Annotated in this window: 14 protein-coding genes, 1 tRNA gene, 2 rRNA genes and 1 other annotated feature; of the genes, 9 read left to right on the top strand and 8 right to left on the bottom strand. The window is 53.8% G+C overall.

Going from position 1 to position 18,709, the window contains the following annotated elements:
• From L362_RS10010 to L362_RS10025, 4 genes are all read right to left on the bottom strand, one after another.
• Window positions 1-486: an OmpA family protein gene (locus L362_RS10010; protein WP_008502478.1), complete on the bottom strand. Its 486-nt coding sequence runs from the start codon at window positions 484-486 to the stop codon at window positions 1-3.
• 12 nt (window positions 487-498) lie between these two features.
• On the bottom strand, window positions 499-1,719 hold the full coding sequence (dgcN, locus tag L362_RS10015; RefSeq protein WP_021241998.1) for a diguanylate cyclase DgcN/YfiN: 1,221 nt from the start codon (window positions 1,717-1,719) through the stop codon (window positions 499-501).
• The gene (locus L362_RS10020; protein WP_021241999.1) at window positions 1,712-2,263 is read right to left on the bottom strand and encodes a regulatory sequestration protein YfiR; all 552 of its coding nucleotides are present in this window, start codon (window positions 2,261-2,263) and stop codon (window positions 1,712-1,714) included. The genes dgcN and L362_RS10020 overlap by 8 nt, the downstream gene beginning before the upstream one ends.
• Before the next feature lie 138 nt (window positions 2,264-2,401).
• A complete protein-coding gene (locus tag L362_RS10025) occupies window positions 2,402-2,776 on the bottom strand; it encodes a DUF2799 domain-containing protein (protein WP_008502475.1) in 375 nt (124 codons plus the stop codon).
• Between the two features lie 214 nt (window positions 2,777-2,990).
• Here L362_RS10025 and aroF point away from each other — a divergent pair, with 214 nt between their 5' ends.
• Genes aroF through L362_RS10040 form a run of 3 tightly spaced genes read left to right on the top strand, consistent with a single transcriptional unit; the run spans window position 2,991 to window position 6,125 of the window.
• Window positions 2,991-4,061, top strand: coding sequence for a 3-deoxy-7-phosphoheptulonate synthase AroF (aroF, locus tag L362_RS10030; protein ID WP_008502474.1), 1,071 nt, complete (start codon window positions 2,991-2,993; stop codon window positions 4,059-4,061).
• A gap of 10 nt (window positions 4,062-4,071) precedes the next feature.
• Entirely contained in the window at window positions 4,072-5,193 is a 1,122-nt protein-coding gene (tyrA, locus tag L362_RS10035; RefSeq protein ID WP_008502473.1) for a bifunctional chorismate mutase/prephenate dehydrogenase, read from the top strand.
• A gap of 59 nt (window positions 5,194-5,252) precedes the next feature.
• Window positions 5,253-6,125, top strand: a complete 873-nt coding sequence (locus tag L362_RS10040) for an SMP-30/gluconolactonase/LRE family protein (RefSeq protein WP_023344709.1) — start codon at window positions 5,253-5,255, stop codon at window positions 6,123-6,125.
• On the opposite strand, the gene pheA is transcribed toward L362_RS10040, so the two are convergent.
• From pheA to bamD, 4 genes are all read right to left on the bottom strand, one after another.
• The gene (gene pheA, locus L362_RS10045) at window positions 6,122-7,282 is read right to left on the bottom strand and encodes a bifunctional chorismate mutase/prephenate dehydratase (RefSeq protein ID WP_023325894.1); all 1,161 of its coding nucleotides are present in this window, start codon (window positions 7,280-7,282) and stop codon (window positions 6,122-6,124) included. The two genes, L362_RS10040 and pheA, sit on opposite strands and share 4 nt — an antisense overlap.
• Before the next feature lie 30 nt (window positions 7,283-7,312).
• Window positions 7,313-7,438, bottom strand: a sequence feature (Phe leader region).
• On the bottom strand, window positions 7,390-7,437 hold the full coding sequence (gene pheL, locus L362_RS24820) for a pheA operon leader peptide PheL (RefSeq protein ID WP_196231168.1): 48 nt from the start codon (window positions 7,435-7,437) through the stop codon (window positions 7,390-7,392). Its footprint overlaps the feature before it by 48 nt.
• Window positions 7,439-7,548: 110 nt before the next feature.
• Window positions 7,549-7,890 carry a ribosome-associated translation inhibitor RaiA gene (gene raiA / locus L362_RS10050; RefSeq protein WP_008502470.1) on the bottom strand — a complete coding sequence of 114 codons (342 nt, stop codon included), beginning with the start codon at window positions 7,888-7,890 and terminating at the stop codon, window positions 7,549-7,551.
• Window positions 7,891-8,158: 268 nt separating this feature from the next.
• Window positions 8,159-8,896 (bottom strand): outer membrane protein assembly factor BamD, encoded by a 738-nt coding sequence (bamD, locus tag L362_RS10055; RefSeq protein ID WP_008502469.1) that lies wholly within the window; start codon window positions 8,894-8,896, stop codon window positions 8,159-8,161.
• 131 nt (window positions 8,897-9,027) lie between these two features.
• Between bamD and rluD the strand changes: the two genes are divergently transcribed.
• From rluD to L362_RS10085, 6 genes are all read left to right on the top strand, one after another.
• Window positions 9,028-10,008: a 23S rRNA pseudouridine(1911/1915/1917) synthase RluD gene (gene rluD / locus L362_RS10060; RefSeq protein WP_008502468.1), complete on the top strand. Its 981-nt coding sequence runs from the start codon at window positions 9,028-9,030 to the stop codon at window positions 10,006-10,008.
• On the top strand, window positions 10,005-10,736 hold the full coding sequence (yfiH, locus tag L362_RS10065) for a purine nucleoside phosphorylase YfiH (protein ID WP_023344708.1): 732 nt from the start codon (window positions 10,005-10,007) through the stop codon (window positions 10,734-10,736). Before rluD ends, yfiH begins: the two co-directional genes overlap by 4 nt.
• 129 nt (window positions 10,737-10,865) lie before the next feature.
• Window positions 10,866-13,439, top strand: a complete 2,574-nt coding sequence (gene clpB, locus L362_RS10070) for an ATP-dependent chaperone ClpB (protein WP_023344707.1) — start codon at window positions 10,866-10,868, stop codon at window positions 13,437-13,439.
• Window positions 13,440-13,866: 427 nt separating this feature from the next.
• A 16S ribosomal RNA gene (locus L362_RS10075) occupies window positions 13,867-15,408 on the top strand.
• A gap of 85 nt (window positions 15,409-15,493) precedes the next feature.
• Window positions 15,494-15,569: transfer RNA gene (locus L362_RS10080), tRNA-Glu, on the top strand.
• Between the two features lie 182 nt (window positions 15,570-15,751).
• A 23S ribosomal RNA gene (locus tag L362_RS10085) occupies window positions 15,752-18,656 on the top strand.
• The 16S and 23S rRNA genes sit together here with 1 tRNA gene alongside, the layout of an rRNA operon.
• Window positions 18,657-18,709: the final 53 nt, after the last annotated feature.

The following is an 18,709-nucleotide window of genomic DNA, read 5'->3' as shown; positions in this document are numbered from 1 at the left end:
TTATGGCGTGCTGATTACCACTGCGACGCGGCGGTTTTCAGCGCGCCCTTGTGAGGTACTGTTGCTCGCAACCGGGTATTTTTGACCTAATCCCCGCGTGGTGAGATTGCTGCGCGGGATGTTTGCCCCCTTCGCCCAGGCATCGGCCACGGCGTTGGCGCGTTTTAACGAGAGCGCTTCGTTGTAGCTCTCTTCCCCGTAGTTATCCGTGTGACCGTCCATTCGCGCGTGGGTCAGGCCGGTTTCCGCCAGGCGAGAGGCCATGGACTGGATCTGCGTTTCACTCTCCGATCGCAGCCTGGCGTCATTTTTATCAAACAGGATGGTGTCCGACATCCCAAGCGACCAGTCACCGTTCAGTTCGTTAAAACCGTAAGACTTCATCGCCGCAATTTGCTCAGGAGTGAATTTGCCTTCCGGCGGCGACTGGCAGCCTGCCAGAACCAGTGAGGCCAGTACTAAGGGCGCGAAGTAACGTTTTAACATAGTGTATCCTTTCTAACTTATTGTTTTCGTACGCTGGTTTTTAACCTGGTACATGTTGCGGTCAGCCCTCTCCAGTAATGCTTCCACGGAAGTATTTTCCCACGCCAGAGCAAAGCCAATGCTGAGTGACATCGATGCTTTTTGTCCGTTATGAAGATCAAACGGACGAATAAACTGCTGCGAAAGTGCAGCACAAATATGTTGAACCTCAAGCTCAGAGTGCACGCCGTACAGCACCATGGCAAATTCGTCACCGCCAAGGCGGTAGGACTGATGACGTTTGTCGCCAAACTCCATCATTCTGCTGGCGACTTCGATCAGCACGCAGTCTCCTGCCGCGTGTCCCCAGGTGTCGTTAATAAACTTAAAATTATCACCGTCGAGGAAGAGCAGGGCCGAGTTTGTTCTGGCTGAAGGGTCATTCATTAATGCCGCAATGCTGTTACGAAACGCCGCGCGGTTGGCAAGACCGGTAAGCGGGTCGTGCATGGCGGTCCGCAACAGCTGGGCATTTTTCGCCTGAAGCTTCAGCTGCCACTCTTCCATTTCATCCAGAAGACTATTGAAGTCTTCGCCAAACTGGTGAAATTCTTCGATACGGCCGTCTTTCACCCGGCGGGAGAAATTTCGGTTCGTGCGCACGTCATGCACGACGTCGGTAATGTTCTGCAGCGCCGTGACCATTCCACGATGCAAAGACTGGGTAATGACGAGCGCGACCACGGCGGCAAAGAGAATGCAGCCGGTCAGTACGGCAAACGACGTCCAGATGAAATGGCTGATCAAACTGTCGCGTGCGGTAAGGCGGATTTCGCCGATCGTTAAGCCGTTATGCATGATGGGCTGCGCAACCGGTACGGGGAAAAGCCAGCGGCTGACCAGCGCGCCCAGCGTGTCGTTGTTATCCTCCGGGTTCCAGGACCAGTAGGCGAACCGCTTTTTATGCGCATTAATCACCTCCGCTGCGGCAAACTGCCCCTGTTTGCCCAGGGCGGCAAGCGTTTCGTTGGCCGCCAGCGAGTCGTTGAAAACCAGCGAGGCTTCCAGGCTGTGGCTCATCGTGGCCCCGGTTAATTCAAGGTTCTTTTGCGCGTATTGTTTTAACGTCACAACGGAAGCAAAACAGAGCAACAGCCATATTAACGTCATCGTGATAATGACGCTTATCATGCTGTTTCGCCTCAACGTTCTTTTAAACGTCGGTCGTGGCGTTGAAGTGAAATCTTTATCCATGCTGCTTATTCCGTGCCAGCATTAATACATCCGGATTGACTCTTACGCCACTGCGCGTCAATGCATCCAGGTTGACGGAGAACCGGACCTGGCCACGATCGATCATCAGGCAAAAGGCACTGCCAATTACACATTCCGGATTTTGCTCTGAGATTAATAGCAATGCTCTGCCCTGATATTGGCTTATTAATTCAAGTTGTTTTGCCGGTGATTCAGACCCGAAATAAATCGCATCGCACGTCGCGGCCAGGGCTTCCCGATCGTTATGTACAATAGCGGGAGTATAGGGTAACTCGTTGTGCCCTTCGTCGCCGCTAAGCGCGTGCGTATAGTGAGAAGTGGCATAGATGCAGAGTTTAGGTTGCCCGGATAGTGACGGCCATCGCGTATAGCTCACAATGCCTGAGACTATCGAGCGTACCGATTTATCCGTTTCCGTGAGCGTGCCTGCCGTCGCTGGGCCCACCATAATGAACAGCATTAACACCAGAGTGAGTCGGAAAAAAGAGATCAAGAATAAATTTCTCACCAGAATCCGCCACATCGCTCCGGAAATAGATGTCCTTAAGAGTTGCGGGCAGAATACCATTGTTTATCAGAGCCGTCATTATGTCAGAAATAGCCTCAGGTCAACCTAAGCTAAATCCTACTGTTGTTTATTTTCCGGTGATTAAAAACAGACTTAATTGAGTCTGCTGGAGCGCATACTTTCATCCATCCCTTTTTGCCATGACGCACGCAGTTTTGCCGCGTTTTCAGCAGTATCGCAACTGGCAGGGAAAGATTTGCCCGCTAATCCCCAGGCGTGAATAAACCCTTCTTCGCAGACTCTCTTCTGACCATCGGCATAGCCGCGAAGATATTCACTACGATCAACGTGGGTGTCGTTAAAACTATCGGCCAGGGTCTGGTTATCTTTAACCGGCAGGCCATTCATGGCGTCTTCTTTACCGGCATCAAACCAGGATGGACTGGTCCAGTCGGGCTGGAAGGTATAAGGATTGATCTGGCAGCCCGTTAAAAACAGCGACAACAGCGTGAGAGCAATTGAACGCATAGCCATTCTCCTTTTTACTTCAGCATAGCCTGGCTTAAGAAAGTATGTCTGTAATTTAAACTTTACGTTTTTGACGGCTGATTTTTGCAATAAATTGGCTACTGTAAAGTAATGTGTACGTATTTTGGATTGAAATGTTTACTTTTTATGGTATCGTGGTTTCACCTCATTGAGGAAAACAACTATCGCAAACGAGCTTTACAGGATCGCCATCATGCAAAAAGACGCGCTGAACAACGTACATATCACTGACGAACAGGTTTTAATTACTCCGGATCAGCTGAAAGCAGAATTTCCGCTGAGCGTCGCGCAGGAGGCTCAGATTGAGCACTCGCGCCAGACCATTTCTGACATCATCGCCGGCCGCGATCCGCGCCTGCTGGTGGTGTGTGGTCCTTGCTCTATTCACGATCCTGAAACCGCCATTGAGTACGCTCGTCGATTTAAAGCATTAGCGGAGGAGGTCAGCGATAGCCTCTACCTGGTGATGCGCGTCTATTTTGAGAAGCCACGTACTACCGTTGGCTGGAAAGGGTTGATTAACGATCCGCACATGGATGGCTCGTTTGATGTGGAAGCAGGCTTGAAGATTGCGCGTCGCCTGCTGGTGGAGCTGGTCAGCATGGGCCTGCCGCTGGCAACCGAAGCGCTGGATCCGAACAGCCCGCAATACCTTGGCGATCTGTTCAGCTGGTCCGCGATTGGCGCGCGTACCACGGAATCGCAAACCCACCGCGAGATGGCGTCTGGCCTGTCGATGCCGGTTGGTTTTAAAAACGGTACCGATGGCAGCCTGGCGACGGCGATCAACGCCATGCGCGCGGCTGCCATGCCGCACCGTTTCGTCGGTATCAACCAGGCGGGCCAGGTCTGCCTCCTGCAAACGCAGGGTAACCCGGACGGGCACGTGATCCTGCGCGGCGGGAAAGCCCCGAACTACAGTCCGGCGGACGTGGCGCAGTGTGAAAAAGAGATGGAGCAGGCGGGACTGCGCCCGGCACTGATGGTAGATTGCAGTCATGGTAATTCGAATAAAGATTACCGTCGTCAGCCTGCGGTTGCGGAATCCGTGGTCGCCCAGATCAAAGATGGCAACCGTTCTATTATCGGTCTAATGATTGAGAGCAATATTCATGAAGGCAATCAATCATCTGAACAACCGCGCAGTGCCATGAAGCACGGCGTCTCCGTGACGGATGCCTGCATCAGCTGGGAAACCACCGATGCACTGCTGCGTGAGATCCATAAAGATTTAAGCGGCCAGCTGGCGACGCGTCTGGCTTAAGAGGGTAGTTATGGTTGCTGAATTGACCGCACTGCGCGATCAAATTGATGAAGTGGATAAGGCGCTGCTGGATCTGCTGGCGCGCCGCATGGCGCTGGTTGCCGAAGTCGGTGAGGTGAAAAGCAAATACGGCCTGCCGATTTACGTCCCGGAGCGCGAAGCCTCAATGCTGGCCTCTCGTCGCAAAGAGGCGCAGGCGCTGGGCGTTTCGCCGGATTTGATTGAGGATGTTCTGCGTCGCGTGATGCGGGAATCCTATTCCAGTGAAAACGACAAGGGGTTCAAAACCCTTTGCCCGACCCTGCGGCCGGTGGTGATTGTCGGCGGGGCAGGACAGATGGGGCGTCTGTTTGAAAAAATGCTGACGCTTTCTGGCTATCAGGTGCGCATTCTGGAAAAAGAGGACTGGGCGCAGGCGCCGGAGCTCATGAAAGATGCCGGGATGGTTATCGTCAGCGTGCCGATCCACGTGACGGAGCAGATCGTCGGGAAGCTTCCTCCTTTACCGAAAGACTGTATCCTGGTCGATCTGGCCTCCGTCAAAAATGGTCCGCTGCAGGCAATGCTGGCTGCGCATACCGGGCCGGTGCTGGGTTTGCACCCGATGTTTGGTCCGGACAGCGGCAGCCTGGCTAAGCAGGTGGTGGTTTACTGCGACGGTCGTCAGCCGGAAGCCTATCAGTGGTTCCTGGAACAGATTCAGGTATGGGGCGCGCGACTGCACCGCATCAGCGCGGTTGAGCACGACCAGAACATGGCGTTCATTCAGGCGCTGCGCCACTTTGCGACGTTTGCCTACGGCCTGCATCTGGCGGAAGAGAACGTGCAGCTTGAACAGCTGCTGGCGCTCTCTTCACCTATCTATCGTCTGGAGCTGGCGATGGTTGGGCGTCTGTTCGCGCAGGATCCGCAGCTGTACGCGGACATTATTATGTCCTCCGAAAACAACCTGGCACTGATCAAGCGCTACTATCAGCGCTTTGGAGAAGCCATTACGCTGCTTGAGCACGGAGACAAGCAGGCGTTTATCGACAGCTTCCGCAAGGTCGAGCACTGGTTTGGCGATTATGCGCAGCGTTTCCAGAATGAGAGCCGGACGTTGTTGCGCCAGGCAAATGACAGTCGCCAGTAATGCGATGATGTATATACTGAAAGCCAGCAATGCTGGCTTTTTCATTTTGGGGAACTGTCATGGCTGAACCGCAGCTGCTGTTGAATTATACCGGGCATTTGCCTGAATGCCCGACGTGGAGCGCCGAAGAGCAGGCGCTCTACTGGGCCGATATTCTGGAAGGCGAGATCCACCGCTACCATCTGCCGACGGCGGAACACACCGTACTCTCTTTCCACGAGGAGGTGGGGTGTTTCGCGCTGCGTGAGCAGGGTGGTTTTATCGTTGCGATGCGAACGGGTATCTGGCTGACCGATAAACACGGCCTGCTGCGCCGCAAGGTGTGTGATAACCCCTCTAACCCGCAGCTGGCGCGCTTTAACGATGGAGGCACCGACCATCTGGGCCGGTTCTATGCGGGCACGTTCTGGGGGCCGGGAGATTACAACGGCGCCCTGCTGATGCGCATCGACAACGACCTGACGCCGAAGGTGATCCAGTGCGATATCCACGGGCATAACGGCCTGGCGTTTAGCCCGGACAAGCAGTGGATGTTTACCTCAGATACGCCAAACGGTGTGATCTATCGTACGTCGCTTGATGAGCAGGGCGAACCGGGTAAGCGAGAAGTGTTTCGTCAGTTTAAAGAGGGCGAGGGGATACCGGACGGCGCGGCGATGGATGTGGAAGGCTGCTACTGGAGCGCGCTGTTTGACGGCTGGCGCATCGCGCGTTTTTCACCGCAAGGGGAGCAGCTGGAAGAGTACCGCATGCCGGTACGTTGCCCGACGATGGTTTGCTTTGGCGGCGATGATATGAAAACGCTGTTTATTACCACCACGCGGGAGAATATGGAGGCGGAGGAGGTGGCGAAATATCCGCTCTCCGGCGCCATCTTCACCCTGCCGGTGAGCGTGGCAGGGATGAAGAAAAGCCGTTTTATCGAACGTTAGATCGGATCGACCGGGACGACGTTTTCGCTCGGGTAGCAGCCCAGCACCTTCATGGAACGCGTGATCTCGCCCAGCTCGCGCAGGGCTTTCTGCATGGAAGCAGACTCCAGGTTGGCCTGGATATCGAGGTAGAACATCTCTTCCCACGGGTTACCATGGATTGGGCGCGATTCCAGCCGGGTCATGATCAGGTTGTGATTACGCAGTACCAGCAGAGCTTCAACCAGCGCACCGGCCTGTTGGCCGGTGGCCATCAGCAGCGTGGTCTTGGCCGGTACCTGGTCAGACACATTGATTGCCTTGCGGGCCAGCACCACGAAGCGGGTAATATTTTGCGTCTGGTTCGCCAGGTTGCGTTCCAGCACCTGTAAACCATACAGCGCGCCGCCCGCTTCGCTGCCCAGCGCCGCAACGTTGGGGGAGTTCGCCTGGGCGACTTTTTCCATCGCCGCCGAGGTGCTTTCGGTGTACTCAATTTTCCAGTTCGGATAGCGGTTCAGGAACTGGCTGCACTGCTGGAACGGCTGCGGGTGGCTGTAGACCGTTTCGATCGTGTTCAGGTCCGTTGAACCGGAGACCAGCACGCAGTGATCGATAGGGATCGTCAGCTCGCCGACCAGCGACAGGCTGGTGTGCTGCAGCAAATCGTAGACGTCGTTGATGGCGCCGGAGCTGGTGTTTTCAATCGGCACCACGGCGTAATCCGCCTGGCCGGTCTCGACCTGGTTAAAAATGTCGGCAAACTTCGCGCAGCCGCTTTCAATAAATTCTTCGAAATGGCGAGCGGCATACTGACGTGCGGCCAGGTGAGAATAGGAGCCCTTTGGCCCGAGGAAAGCGATACGCGCAGAGTGCGGATTGGTTTTATTGAGATGCTGCTGGAGTAGCGCTTGCTGGGTCAGAACGGAGTCTTCGATGATGAGCTGGAACAGCCGGGTGATGTAGTGGGCATCGAGATGATGCGCTTTGCCGAGCTGAATGAGACGTTCCAGCAGATCCCGCTCGCGGTCGATATCACGGACCGGACGATGGGAGTCCAGCTTGGCTTTACCCACTTCAACGGCAAGGGCGCGGCGTTCGGCCAGCAGCGCCAGCAGTTTCTCATCCAGCGCGCTGATTTTTACGCGCAGATCCAGTAACGGGTTTTCCGGTGTCATAGTGTTGCCTGTCTCATCTTATCGTTATCAATAAAAAAGGCCCCCCGGTGTGGGAGGCCTTGTTGTTCGTCTTCGCATTCTTTATCACACGACGAAACGCCTCCCGTTCAGGGGAAGGTAAAAAAGAATGCGAAGAAGAACGGCTTGAGTTTCATAAAGTCATCCTGTGAGTGATACCGTTAAAGTACCCGTACTGTTTTCACCCTGTCAATAAAAAACAAAAAACGCGCCCGAAGGCGCGTTGGCGGTACACTCAATTTAAAGGATTACTCTTCTTCAACTTCTTCCGCGAAGCTGGCGTCTTTCACCGACGTTGTGGCGCGACGGGCTTCACCTTTGTGTTGCACTTTATTGAGCTGCCGTTCCAGCTTGTTGATCAAATCGTTAATTGCGGTGTACATATCCTCATGTTTTGCGCTGGCGACCAGATGGCCGTTTGGAGTATTGATAGTTGCGTCAGCGATGAAACCCTGCGGCTCCTTGGACAGGATGATATGTGGATTAATCAAATGTGTTTGCCATTTATCCAGTTTGGCGAGACGGTCTGCGACGTGCTGGCGAATTGCCGGAGTAATTTCCATTTGTTTACTGGTAATGTTCATTGTCATAAATTTTACCTCTTGTCTTTCCGTCTTGGTGATTCCAGCATACCCGACCTAATGTCAAAATGTGTGATTTAGATCACGTTATTTTGTTGGTTTTTGTCAGGGAATCTTTTTTGTGAGGCAGGGCAGGAAGAGGTGAGATTTACCTTGTAGAAGGCAAAAATTGAGGCCATAGTTGACTGGATGTGTTGAGGCTAACGCGCTTCAGCGACGCTCAGAAACGAATAAAAAAACGGCAGCCTTCGGGCTGCCGTTTTGCATTGAGGCAAAATCAGGTGTTGCTGCTGTTCGCGGCGATGATTTTCGCCACTTTTTCAGCCTGAGCGGTCATCTGCATCTGACGGTAAGCATTTTCCATCAGCTTCAGGCCGTCGCGCGTAGCCTGAGTATCCGGGTAATCACGCAGCATACCTTCTACGCGGTTAACCACGGCAACCCATGCGCCACGGCGGGTATAGTAGTCCGCCACGGAGTATTCATATTTCGCCAGACGATCTTTCAGGAACACCAGACGCTTGGTGGCGTCGGTCACGTACTGGCTGTTTGGATAGCCGCGCACCAGTTTAGAGAAGTCATTGAAGGCGTCACGCGCATGCTGCGGGTCACGGTCGGAACGATCCACACCGAAGAAGCCCTGCAGCGCACTGTCATCCAGCGCCATGTTGGTGAGCCCGCGCATGTACATCACATAGTCGATGTTAGGATGAGTCGGGTTCAGACGCATGAAACGATCGATGGTTGCCTGAGCCAGCGGCAGATCGGCATTTTTATAGTATGCGTAGATGAGATCTAACTGTACCTGCTGCGAATACGGACCAAATGGATAGCGATTATCCAACGCTTCCAGTTGCGTTATCGCCTGTTTCCAGTTACCGTCCTGCAACTTTTGTTGTGCAGTCGCATAGATTTCATTCGGCGGATTGTCAGGGACCTGTTCATTTGAACCGGAGCAGCCCACCAAAGCCAGGCTCAACGTGGCCGCTGCCACCAGATATTTCATGCGCGTCATGACGTTTTGACTTTCCTCAAATGTTTGTCCGGGAGAAACTCTGTTCCTGCTCCCGATTAAGACCAGCTACAATAGCACACTATATTAAACGGCAAAGCCGTAAAACCCAACGTTAAACGAAGAAGCAGTTTATGGCACAACGAGTAGAACTCACCGCAACAGTCTCCGAAAATCAGCTCGGTCAACGCTTAGATCAGGCTTTGGCCGAATTGTTCCCTGATTATTCGCGTTCACGCATAAAAGAATGGATCCTTGACCAGCGCGTGATGGTAAACGGCAAGATCTGGGACAAACCAAAAGAGAAAGTGTTAGGTGGGGAAGCTGTCGCCATCAATGCTGAAATCGAAGAGGAAATCCGCTTCGAGCCGCAGGATATCCCACTGGACATCGTCTATGAAGATGATGACATTCTGGTGATCAACAAGCCGCGCGACCTGGTTGTTCATCCGGGCGCGGGAAACCCTGACGGTACGGTACTTAACGCACTTCTCCATTACTATCCGCCGATCGCGGATGTTCCGCGCGCGGGCATCGTGCACCGTCTGGATAAAGACACTACCGGTCTGATGGTGGTGGCGAAGACCGTTCCTGCTCAGACCCGTCTGGTGGAGTCGCTGCAGCTGCGCGAAATCACCCGTGAATATGAAGCGGTAGCCATTGGACATATGACTTCTGGCGGGACGGTGGAAGAGCCCATTAGCCGTCACCCGACCAAGCGTACCCATATGTCGGTGCATCCGATGGGTAAACCGGCGGTGACGCATTACCGCATTATGGAGCACTTCCGTATTCATACGCGCCTGCGTCTGCGTCTGGAGACCGGACGTACTCACCAGATCCGCGTGCATATGGCCCACATTACCCATCCGCTGGTGGGGGATCAGGTCTACGGTGGTCGTCCGCGTCCGCCTAAAGGCGCGTCGGATGAGTTCATCAGCGTATTGCGTAAATTCGATCGTCAGGCGCTGCACGCGACCATGCTGCGTCTTTATCACCCTATCACCGGTATTCAGATGGAGTGGCATGCGCCTATCCCGCAGGATATGGTGGACCTTATTGACGCCATGCGTGCTGATTTCGAAGAACATAAGGATCAAGTGGACTGGTTATGACCAAACTGATTGTCCCGGAGTGGCCATTGCCTGCCGGCGTGGCTGCCTGCAGTTCAACCCGCACTGGCGGTGTGAGCCAGGGCGCGTGGGCGTCGTTGAACCTCGGCGCACACTGTGGCGATAACCTGGAACACGTGGAAGAGAACCGCAGGCGTCTGTTTGCAGCGGGGAACCTGCCGTCGAAACCGGTCTGGCTGGAACAGGTTCATGGCAAGGCGGTGCTGAAGTTGACGGGAGAGCCCTATGCTTCCAAACGCGCTGATGCCTCTTACAGCAATACGCCGGGAACCGTTTGTGCCGTAATGACCGCCGATTGTCTGCCAGTGCTGTTCTGCAACCGTGCAGGCACCGAGGTGGCTGCAGCGCACGCGGGCTGGCGTGGACTGTGTGAAGGCGTGCTGGAAGAAACCGTCGCCTGCTTTAAGGATGAGCCCGCCAATATTATGGCCTGGCTTGGCCCGGCCATTGGCCCTCGCGCTTTTGAAGTGGGGCCGGAAGTTCGCGAAGCCTTTATGGAAAAAGATCCGCAAGCGGTGGACGCCTTCCTGCCTTCGGGGGATAAATATCTGGCCGATATTTACCAGCTCGCCCGCCAGCGCCTGAACCGCGTCGGCGTGACGCAGATCTTCGGCGGCGATCGCTGCACCTTCACCGAAAAGGGTGATTTTTTCTCTTATCGTCGCGACAAGACGACGGGCCGTATGGCAAGTTTCATTTGGCTGATATAACCTAAAGAATCAAGACGATCCGGCACGTGCCGTTTTCTTTTCACATAATTCAGGTCATTAACCTTGAATAATTGAGGGATGACCTCATTTAATCTCCAGTAGCAAATTTGACCTGTTATGGGAGGAGTTATGCGTCTGGATCGTCTTACTAATAAATTCCAGCTTGCTCTCGCCGATGCCCAGTCCCTCGCACTGGGGCACGACAACCAATTTATCGAACCTCTTCATCTAATGAGCGCCTTGCTGAATCAGGAAGGGGGATCGGTACGTCCGTTATTAACGTCCGCTGGCATTAATGCTGGCCAGTTACGCACCGCTATCGATCAGGCGCTGAGCCGTTTACCGCAGGTCGAAGGGACCGGCGGCGACGTTCAGCCGTCGCAGGATCTGGTGCGCGTCCTGAACCTTTGCGACAAGCTGGCGCAAAAACGTGGGGACAATTTTATTTCGTCAGAGCTGTTTGTTCTGGCGGCGCTTGAATCACGCGGTACCTTGACCGACCTGCTGAAATCCGCCGGTGCGACCACCGCCAATGTGACTCAGGCGATTGAGAACATGCGCGGAGGTGAAAGCGTGAACGATCAGGGAGCCGAAGACCAACGTCAGGCTTTGAAGAAATTTACGGTCGATCTGACCGAGCGTGCTGAACAGGGCAAACTTGACCCGGTGATCGGCCGTGATGAAGAAATCCGCCGTACCATTCAGGTACTGCAACGTCGTACCAAGAACAACCCGGTACTGATAGGTGAACCGGGTGTCGGTAAAACCGCCATCGTTGAAGGGCTGGCGCAGCGTATTGTGAACGGTGAAGTGCCGGAAGGCCTGAAGGGCCGCCGCGTACTGGCGCTGGACATGGGCGCGCTGGTGGCCGGTGCGAAATACCGCGGCGAGTTCGAAGAGCGTCTGAAAGGCGTGCTTAACGATCTGGCGAAGCAGGAAGGCAACGTTATCCTGTTTATCGACGAGCTGCACACCATGGTCGGTGCCGGTAAGGCAGACGGCGCAATGGATGCCGGGAACATGCTGAAACCTGCGCTGGCGCGCGGTGAACTTCACTGCGTCGGTGCCACTACACTGGATGAGTACCGTCAGTACATTGAGAAAGATGCTGCGCTGGAACGTCGTTTCCAGAAAGTGTTTGTTGCCGAGCCAAGCGTTGAAGATACCATCGCGATCCTGCGTGGTCTGAAAGAGCGCTATGAACTGCACCACCATGTGCAGATCACTGACCCGGCCATCGTTGCGGCGGCGACGCTTTCGCATCGTTATATTGCTGACCGTCAGCTGCCGGATAAAGCCATCGACCTGATTGATGAAGCGGCGTCGAGCATTCGTATGCAGATTGACTCGAAGCCGGAAGAGCTGGACCGACTCGACCGACGCATCATTCAGCTCAAGCTGGAACAGCAGGCGCTGAAGAAAGAGTCTGATGAAGCCAGTAAGAAACGTCTCGATATGCTCAATGAAGAACTGGACGATAAAGAGCGCCAGTATTCTGAGCTGGAAGAAGAGTGGAAAGCCGAGAAAGCCTCCCTTTCCGGTACGCAGACCATCAAAGCTGAACTCGAACAGGCAAAAATTGCCATTGAGCAGGCGCGACGCGTGGGCGACCTGGCGCGAATGTCAGAGCTGCAGTACGGCAAAATTCCTGAGCTGGAAAAACAGCTTGAGATAGCGACGCAGTCAGAAGGTAAAACGATGCGTCTGTTGCGTAATAAAGTGACGGATGCCGAGATTGCGGAAGTCCTGGCGCGCTGGACCGGTATTCCGGTGGCGCGCATGCTGGAAGGCGAGCGTGAAAAACTGCTGCGCATGGAGAACGATCTCCACAATCGTGTGATTGGTCAAAATGAAGCGGTTGAAGCGGTATCGAATGCTATTCGTCGTAGCCGTGCAGGGCTGTCCGATCCGAACCGTCCGATTGGTTCATTCCTGTTCCTGGGGCCGACGGGTGTCGGTAAAACCGAGCTGTGTAAAGCGCTGGCTAACTTTATGTTCGACAGCGACGATGCGATGGTGCGTATCGACATGTCCGAGTTTATGGAGAAACACTCCGTCTCGCGTCTGGTCGGGGCGCCTCCTGGATATGTGGGTTATGAAGAAGGTGGGTACCTGACAGAAGCGGTGCGTCGTCGTCCTTATTCCGTCATCCTGCTGGATGAGGTGGAAAAAGCGCATCCGGATGTGTTCAACATCCTGCTTCAGGTGCTGGACGATGGTCGTCTGACCGACGGGCAGGGGAGAACGGTCGACTTCCGTAATACGGTTGTCATTATGACGTCGAACCTGGGTTCCGATTTGATTCAGGAACGTTTCGGTGAACTGGACTACAGTCACATGAAGGAGCTGGTGCTGGGTGTGGTGAGCCATAACTTCCGTCCGGAGTTCATCAACCGTATTGATGAAGTGGTGGTATTCCATCCTCTGGGTGAGAAACACATCGCGTCGATTGCGCAGATTCAGCTGCAGCGTCTGTACAAACGTCTGGAAGAGCGTGGATACGAAATTCACATCTCCGACGATGCGCTGAAACTGCTGAGTAAGAATGGTTACGATCCGGTGTACGGTGCGCGTCCATTGAAACGTGCTATCCAGCAGCAGATCGAAAACCCGCTGGCGCAGCAGATCCTCTCCGGGGAACTGGTTCCTGGTAAAATTATCCGTCTGGAAGCCAACGACGATCGCATTGTGGCAGTGCAGTAAGTCACAAAACGCAAAAACGAGCCGCTTGCGGCTCGTTTTTGTTTAAAAACCAGGCGAAAATTGAGGTCTGGAGTGAGGTTTGCCTGGAAAGTGAGCAGTCAGTAAATAATTTTCACTTTATCCTTGCAGGTTCGGAATTACTCCCTATAATGCGCCTCCACTGACACGGAACAACGGCACACACGCCGCCGGGTCAGCAGAGAATAGTGAAAATAAACGCTTGACTCTGAAGCGGGAAAGCGTAATATGCACACCCCGCGCCGCAGCGAAAACGAAGCGGCACTGCTCTTTAACAATTTATCAGACAATCTGTGTGGGCACTCAAAGTGACATGGATTCTTAACGTCGCAAGACGAAAAATGAATACCAAGTCTCTGAGTGAACATGCGTAATTCATTACGAAGTTTAATTCACGAGCATCAAACTTAAATTGAAGAGTTTGATCATGGCTCAGATTGAACGCTGGCGGCAGGCCTAACACATGCAAGTCGAGCGGCAGCGGAAAGTAGCTTGCTACTTTGCCGGCGAGCGGCGGACGGGTGAGTAATGTCTGGGAAACTGCCTGATGGAGGGGGATAACTACTGGAAACGGTAGCTAATACCGCATAACGTCGCAAGACCAAAGAGGGGGACCTTCGGGCCTCTTGCCATCAGATGTGCCCAGATGGGATTAGCTAGTAGGTGGGGTAACGGCTCACCTAGGCGACGATCCCTAGCTGGTCTGAGAGGATGACCAGCCACACTGGAACTGAGACACGGTCCAGACTCCTACGGGAGGCAGCAGTGGGGAATATTGCACAATGGGCGCAAGCCTGATGCAGCCATGCCGCGTGTATGAAGAAGGCCTTCGGGTTGTAAAGTACTTTCAGCGGGGAGGAAGGCGTTGAGGTTAATAACCTCAGCGATTGACGTTACCCGCAGAAGAAGCACCGGCTAACTCCGTGCCAGCAGCCGCGGTAATACGGAGGGTGCAAGCGTTAATCGGAATTACTGGGCGTAAAGCGCACGCAGGCGGTCTGTCAAGTCGGATGTGAAATCCCCGGGCTCAACCTGGGAACTGCATTCGAAACTGGCAGGCTAGAGTCTTGTAGAGGGGGGTAGAATTCCAGGTGTAGCGGTGAAATGCGTAGAGATCTGGAGGAATACCGGTGGCGAAGGCGGCCCCCTGGACAAAGACTGACGCTCAGGTGCGAAAGCGTGGGGAGCAAACAGGATTAGATACCCTGGTAGTCCACGCCGTAAACGATGTCGACTTGGAGGTTGTGCCCTTGAGGCGTGGCTTCCGGAGCTAACGCGTTAAGTCGACCGCCTGGGGAGTACGGCCGCAAGGTTAAAACTCAAATGAATTGACGGGGGCCCGCACAAGCGGTGGAGCATGTGGTTTAATTCGATGCAACGCGAAGAACCTTACCTACTCTTGACATCCAGAGAACTTTCCAGAGATGGATTGGTGCCTTCGGGAACTCTGAGACAGGTGCTGCATGGCTGTCGTCAGCTCGTGTTGTGAAATGTTGGGTTAAGTCCCGCAACGAGCGCAACCCTTATCCTTTGTTGCCAGCGGTTAGGCCGGGAACTCAAAGGAGACTGCCAGTGATAAACTGGAGGAAGGTGGGGATGACGTCAAGTCATCATGGCCCTTACGAGTAGGGCTACACACGTGCTACAATGGCGCATACAAAGAGAAGCGACCTCGCGAGAGCAAGCGGACCTCATAAAGTGCGTCGTAGTCCGGATTGGAGTCTGCAACTCGACTCCATGAAGTCGGAATCGCTAGTAATCGTAGATCAGAATGCTACGGTGAATACGTTCCCGGGCCTTGTACACACCGCCCGTCACACCATGGGAGTGGGTTGCAAAAGAAGTAGGTAGCTTAACCTTCGGGAGGGCGCTTACCACTTTGTGATTCATGACTGGGGTGAAGTCGTAACAAGGTAACCGTAGGGGAACCTGCGGTTGGATCACCTCCTTACCTTAAAGAACCTGCCTTTGCAGTGCTCACACAGATTGTCTGATGAAAAGTAAATAGCAAGGCGTCTTGCGATTGAGACTTCAGTGTCCCCTTCGTCTAGAGGCCCAGGACACCGCCCTTTCACGGCGGTAACAGGGGTTCGAATCCCCTAGGGGACGCCACTTGCTGGTTCGTGAGTGAAAGTCACCTGCCGTCATATCTCAAAACTGACTTGCGAGTCATGTTTGAGATATTTGCTCTTTAAAAATCTGGATCAAGCTGAAAATTGAAACGACACATCTTAATGGTGTGTTCGAGTCTCTCAAATTTTCGCAATCAGAAGTGAAACATCTTCGGGTTGTGAGGTTAAGCGACTAAGCGTACACGGTGGATGCCCTGGCAGTCAGAGGCGATGAAGGACGTGCTAATCTGCGAAAAGCGCCGGCGAGGTGATATGAACCTTTGACCCGGCGATGTCCGAATGGGGAAACCCAGTGTGTTCCGACACACTATCGTTAACTGAATACATAGGTTAACGAGGCGAACCGGGGGAACTGAAACATCTAAGTACCCCGAGGAAAAGAAATCAACCGAGATTCCCCCAGTAGCGGCGAGCGAACGGGGAGCAGCCCAGAGTCTGAATCAGCTTGTGTGTTAGTGGAAGCGTCTGGAAAGTCGCACGGTACAGGGTGACAGTCCCGTACACGAAAGCACACAGGTTGTGAACTCGAAGAGTAGGGCGGGACACGTGGTATCCTGTCTGAATATGGGGGGACCATCCTCCAAGGCTAAATACTCCTGACTGACCGATAGTGAACCAGTACCGTGAGGGAAAGGCGAAAAGAACCCCGGCGAGGGGAGTGAAATAGAACCTGAAACCGTGTACGTACAAGCAGTGGGAGCACCTTCGTGGTGTGACTGCGTACCTTTTGTATAATGGGTCAGCGACTTATATTCTGTAGCAAGGTTAACCGTATAGGGGAGCCGAAGGGAAACCGAGTCTTAACTGGGCGTTAAGTTGCAGGGTATAGACCCGAAACCCGGTGATCTAGCCATGGGCAGGTTGAAGGTTGGGTAACACTAACTGGAGGACCGAACCGACTAATGTTGAAAAATTAGCGGATGACTTGTGGCTGGGGGTGAAAGGCCAATCAAACCGGGAGATAGCTGGTTCTCCCCGAAAGCTATTTAGGTAGCGCCTCGTGAACTCATCTTCGGGGGTAGAGCACTGTTTCGGCTAGGGGGCCATCCCGGCTTACCAACCCGATGCAAACTACGAATACCGAAGAATGTTATCACGGGAGACACACGGCGGGTGCTAACGTCCGTCGTGAAGAGGGAAACAACCCAGACCGCCAGCTAAGGTCCCAAAGTCATGGTTAAGTGGGAAACGATGTGGGAAGGCACAGACAGCCAGGATGTTGGCTTAGAAGCAGCCATCATTTAAAGAAAGCGTAATAGCTCACTGGTCGAGTCGGCCTGCGCGGAAGATGTAACGGGGCTAAACCATGCACCGAAGCTGCGGCAGCGACGCTTATGCGTTGTTGGGTAGGGGAGCGTTCTGTAAGCCGTTGAAGGTGGCCTGTGAGGGTTGCTGGAGGTATCAGAAGTGCGAATGCTGACATAAGTAACGATAAAGCGGGTGAAAAGCCCGCTCGCCGGAAGACCAAGGGTTCCTGTCCAACGTTAATCGGGGCAGGGTGAGTCGACCCCTAAGGCGAGGCCGAAAGGCGTAGTCGATGGGAAACAGGTTAATATTCCTGTACTTGGTGTTACTGCGAAGGGGGGACGGAGAAGGCTATGTTAGCCGGGCGACGGTTGTCCCGGTTTAAGCATGTAGGCGGAGGTTCCAGGTAAATCCGGTACCTTTTAACGCTGAGGTGTGATGACGAGGCACTACGGTGCTGAAGTAACAAATGCCCTGCTTCCAGGAAAAGCCTCTAAGCATCAGGTAACATCAAATCGTACCCCAAACCGACACAGGTGGTCAGGTAGAGAATACCAAGGCGCTTGAGAGAACTCGGGTGAAGGAACTAGGCAAAATGGTGCCGTAACTTCGGGAGAAGGCACGCTGATATGTAGGTGAAGCCCCTGCGGGTGGAGCTGAAATCAGTCGAAGATACCAGCTGGCTGCAACTGTTTATTAAAAACACAGCACTGTGCAAACACGAAAGTGGACGTATACGGTGTGACGCCTGCCCGGTGCCGGAAGGTTAATTGATGGGGTTAGCGGCAACGCGAAGCTCTTGATCGAAGCCCCGGTAAACGGCGGCCGTAACTATAACGGTCCTAAGGTAGCGAAATTCCTTGTCGGGTAAGTTCCGACCTGCACGAATGGCGTAATGATGGCCAGGCTGTCTCCACCCGAGACTCAGTGAAATTGAACTCGCTGTGAAGATGCAGTGTACCCGCGGCAAGACGGAAAGACCCCGTGAACCTTTACTATAGCTTGACACTGAACACTGGTCCTTGATGTGTAGGATAGGTGGGAGGCTTTGAAGTGTGGACGCCAGTCTGCATGGAGCCGTCCTTGAAATACCACCCTTTAATGGCTGGTGTTCTAACGTAGACCCGTAATCCGGGTTGCGGACAGTGTCTGGTGGGTAGTTTGACTGGGGCGGTCTCCTCCCAAAGAGTAACGGAGGAGCACGAAGGTTAGCTAATCCTGGTCGGACATCAGGAGGTTAGTGCAATGGCATAAGCTAGCTTGACTGCGAGAGTGACGGCTCGAGCAGGTGCGAAAGCAGGTCATAGTGATCCGGTGGTTCTGAATGGAAGGGCCATCGCTCAACGGATAAAAGGTACTCCGGGGATAACAGGCTGATACCGCCCAAGAGTTCATATCGACGGCGGTGTTTGGCACCTCGATGTCGGCTCATCACATCCTGGGGCTGAAGTAGGTCCCAAGGGTATGGCTGTTCGCCATTTAAAGTGGTACGCGAGCTGGGTTTAGAACGTCGTGAGACAGTTCGGTCCCTATCTGCCGTGGGCGCTGGAGAATTGAGGGGGGCTGCTCCTAGTACGAGAGGACCGGAGTGGACGCATCACTGGTGTTCGGGTTGTCATGCCAATGGCACTGCCCGGTAGCTAAATGCGGAAAAGATAAGTGCTGAAAGCATCTAAGCACGAAACTTGCCCCGAGATGAGTTCTCCCTGAGACTTTAAGTCTCCTGAAGGAACGTTGAAGACGACGACGTTGATAGGTCGGGTGTGTAAGCGCAGCGATGCGTTGAGCTAACCGATACTAATGAACCGTGAGGCTTAACCTTACAACGCCGAAGGTGTTTTGGCGAAGAGACAGATTTTCAGCCTGATACAGATT

Source organism: Enterobacter sp. MGH 16 (assembly GCF_000493175.1).
Classification (GTDB): Bacteria; Pseudomonadota; Gammaproteobacteria; order Enterobacterales; family Enterobacteriaceae; genus Enterobacter; species Enterobacter roggenkampii.
Note: the sequence above shows the minus strand (reverse complement) of the source record. Positions and strands in the feature narration are given on the sequence as shown.

Excerpts from the sequence above, each read along its gene's own strand:
- L362_RS10010 (WP_008502478.1), bottom strand. The coding sequence starts at position 486 with ATGTTAAAACGTTACTTCGCGCCCTTAGTACTGGCCTCACTGGTTCTG.
- dgcN (WP_021241998.1), bottom strand. The coding sequence starts at position 1,719 with ATGGATAAAGATTTCACTTCAACGCCACGACCGACGTTTAAAAGAACG.
- L362_RS10020 (WP_021241999.1), bottom strand. The coding sequence starts at position 2,263 with ATGTGGCGGATTCTGGTGAGAAATTTATTCTTGATCTCTTTTTTCCGA.
- L362_RS10025 (WP_008502475.1), bottom strand. The coding sequence starts at position 2,776 with ATGCGTTCAATTGCTCTCACGCTGTTGTCGCTGTTTTTAACGGGCTGC.
- aroF (WP_008502474.1), top strand. The coding sequence starts at position 2,991 with ATGCAAAAAGACGCGCTGAACAACGTACATATCACTGACGAACAGGTT.
- tyrA (WP_008502473.1), top strand. The coding sequence starts at position 4,072 with ATGGTTGCTGAATTGACCGCACTGCGCGATCAAATTGATGAAGTGGAT.
- L362_RS10040 (WP_023344709.1), top strand. The coding sequence starts at position 5,253 with ATGGCTGAACCGCAGCTGCTGTTGAATTATACCGGGCATTTGCCTGAA.
- pheA (WP_023325894.1), bottom strand. The coding sequence starts at position 7,282 with ATGACACCGGAAAACCCGTTACTGGATCTGCGCGTAAAAATCAGCGCG.
- raiA (WP_008502470.1), bottom strand. The coding sequence starts at position 7,890 with ATGACAATGAACATTACCAGTAAACAAATGGAAATTACTCCGGCAATT.
- bamD (WP_008502469.1), bottom strand. The coding sequence starts at position 8,896 with ATGACGCGCATGAAATATCTGGTGGCAGCGGCCACGTTGAGCCTGGCT.
- rluD (WP_008502468.1), top strand. The coding sequence starts at position 9,028 with ATGGCACAACGAGTAGAACTCACCGCAACAGTCTCCGAAAATCAGCTC.
- yfiH (WP_023344708.1), top strand. The coding sequence starts at position 10,005 with ATGACCAAACTGATTGTCCCGGAGTGGCCATTGCCTGCCGGCGTGGCT.
- clpB (WP_023344707.1), top strand. The coding sequence starts at position 10,866 with ATGCGTCTGGATCGTCTTACTAATAAATTCCAGCTTGCTCTCGCCGAT.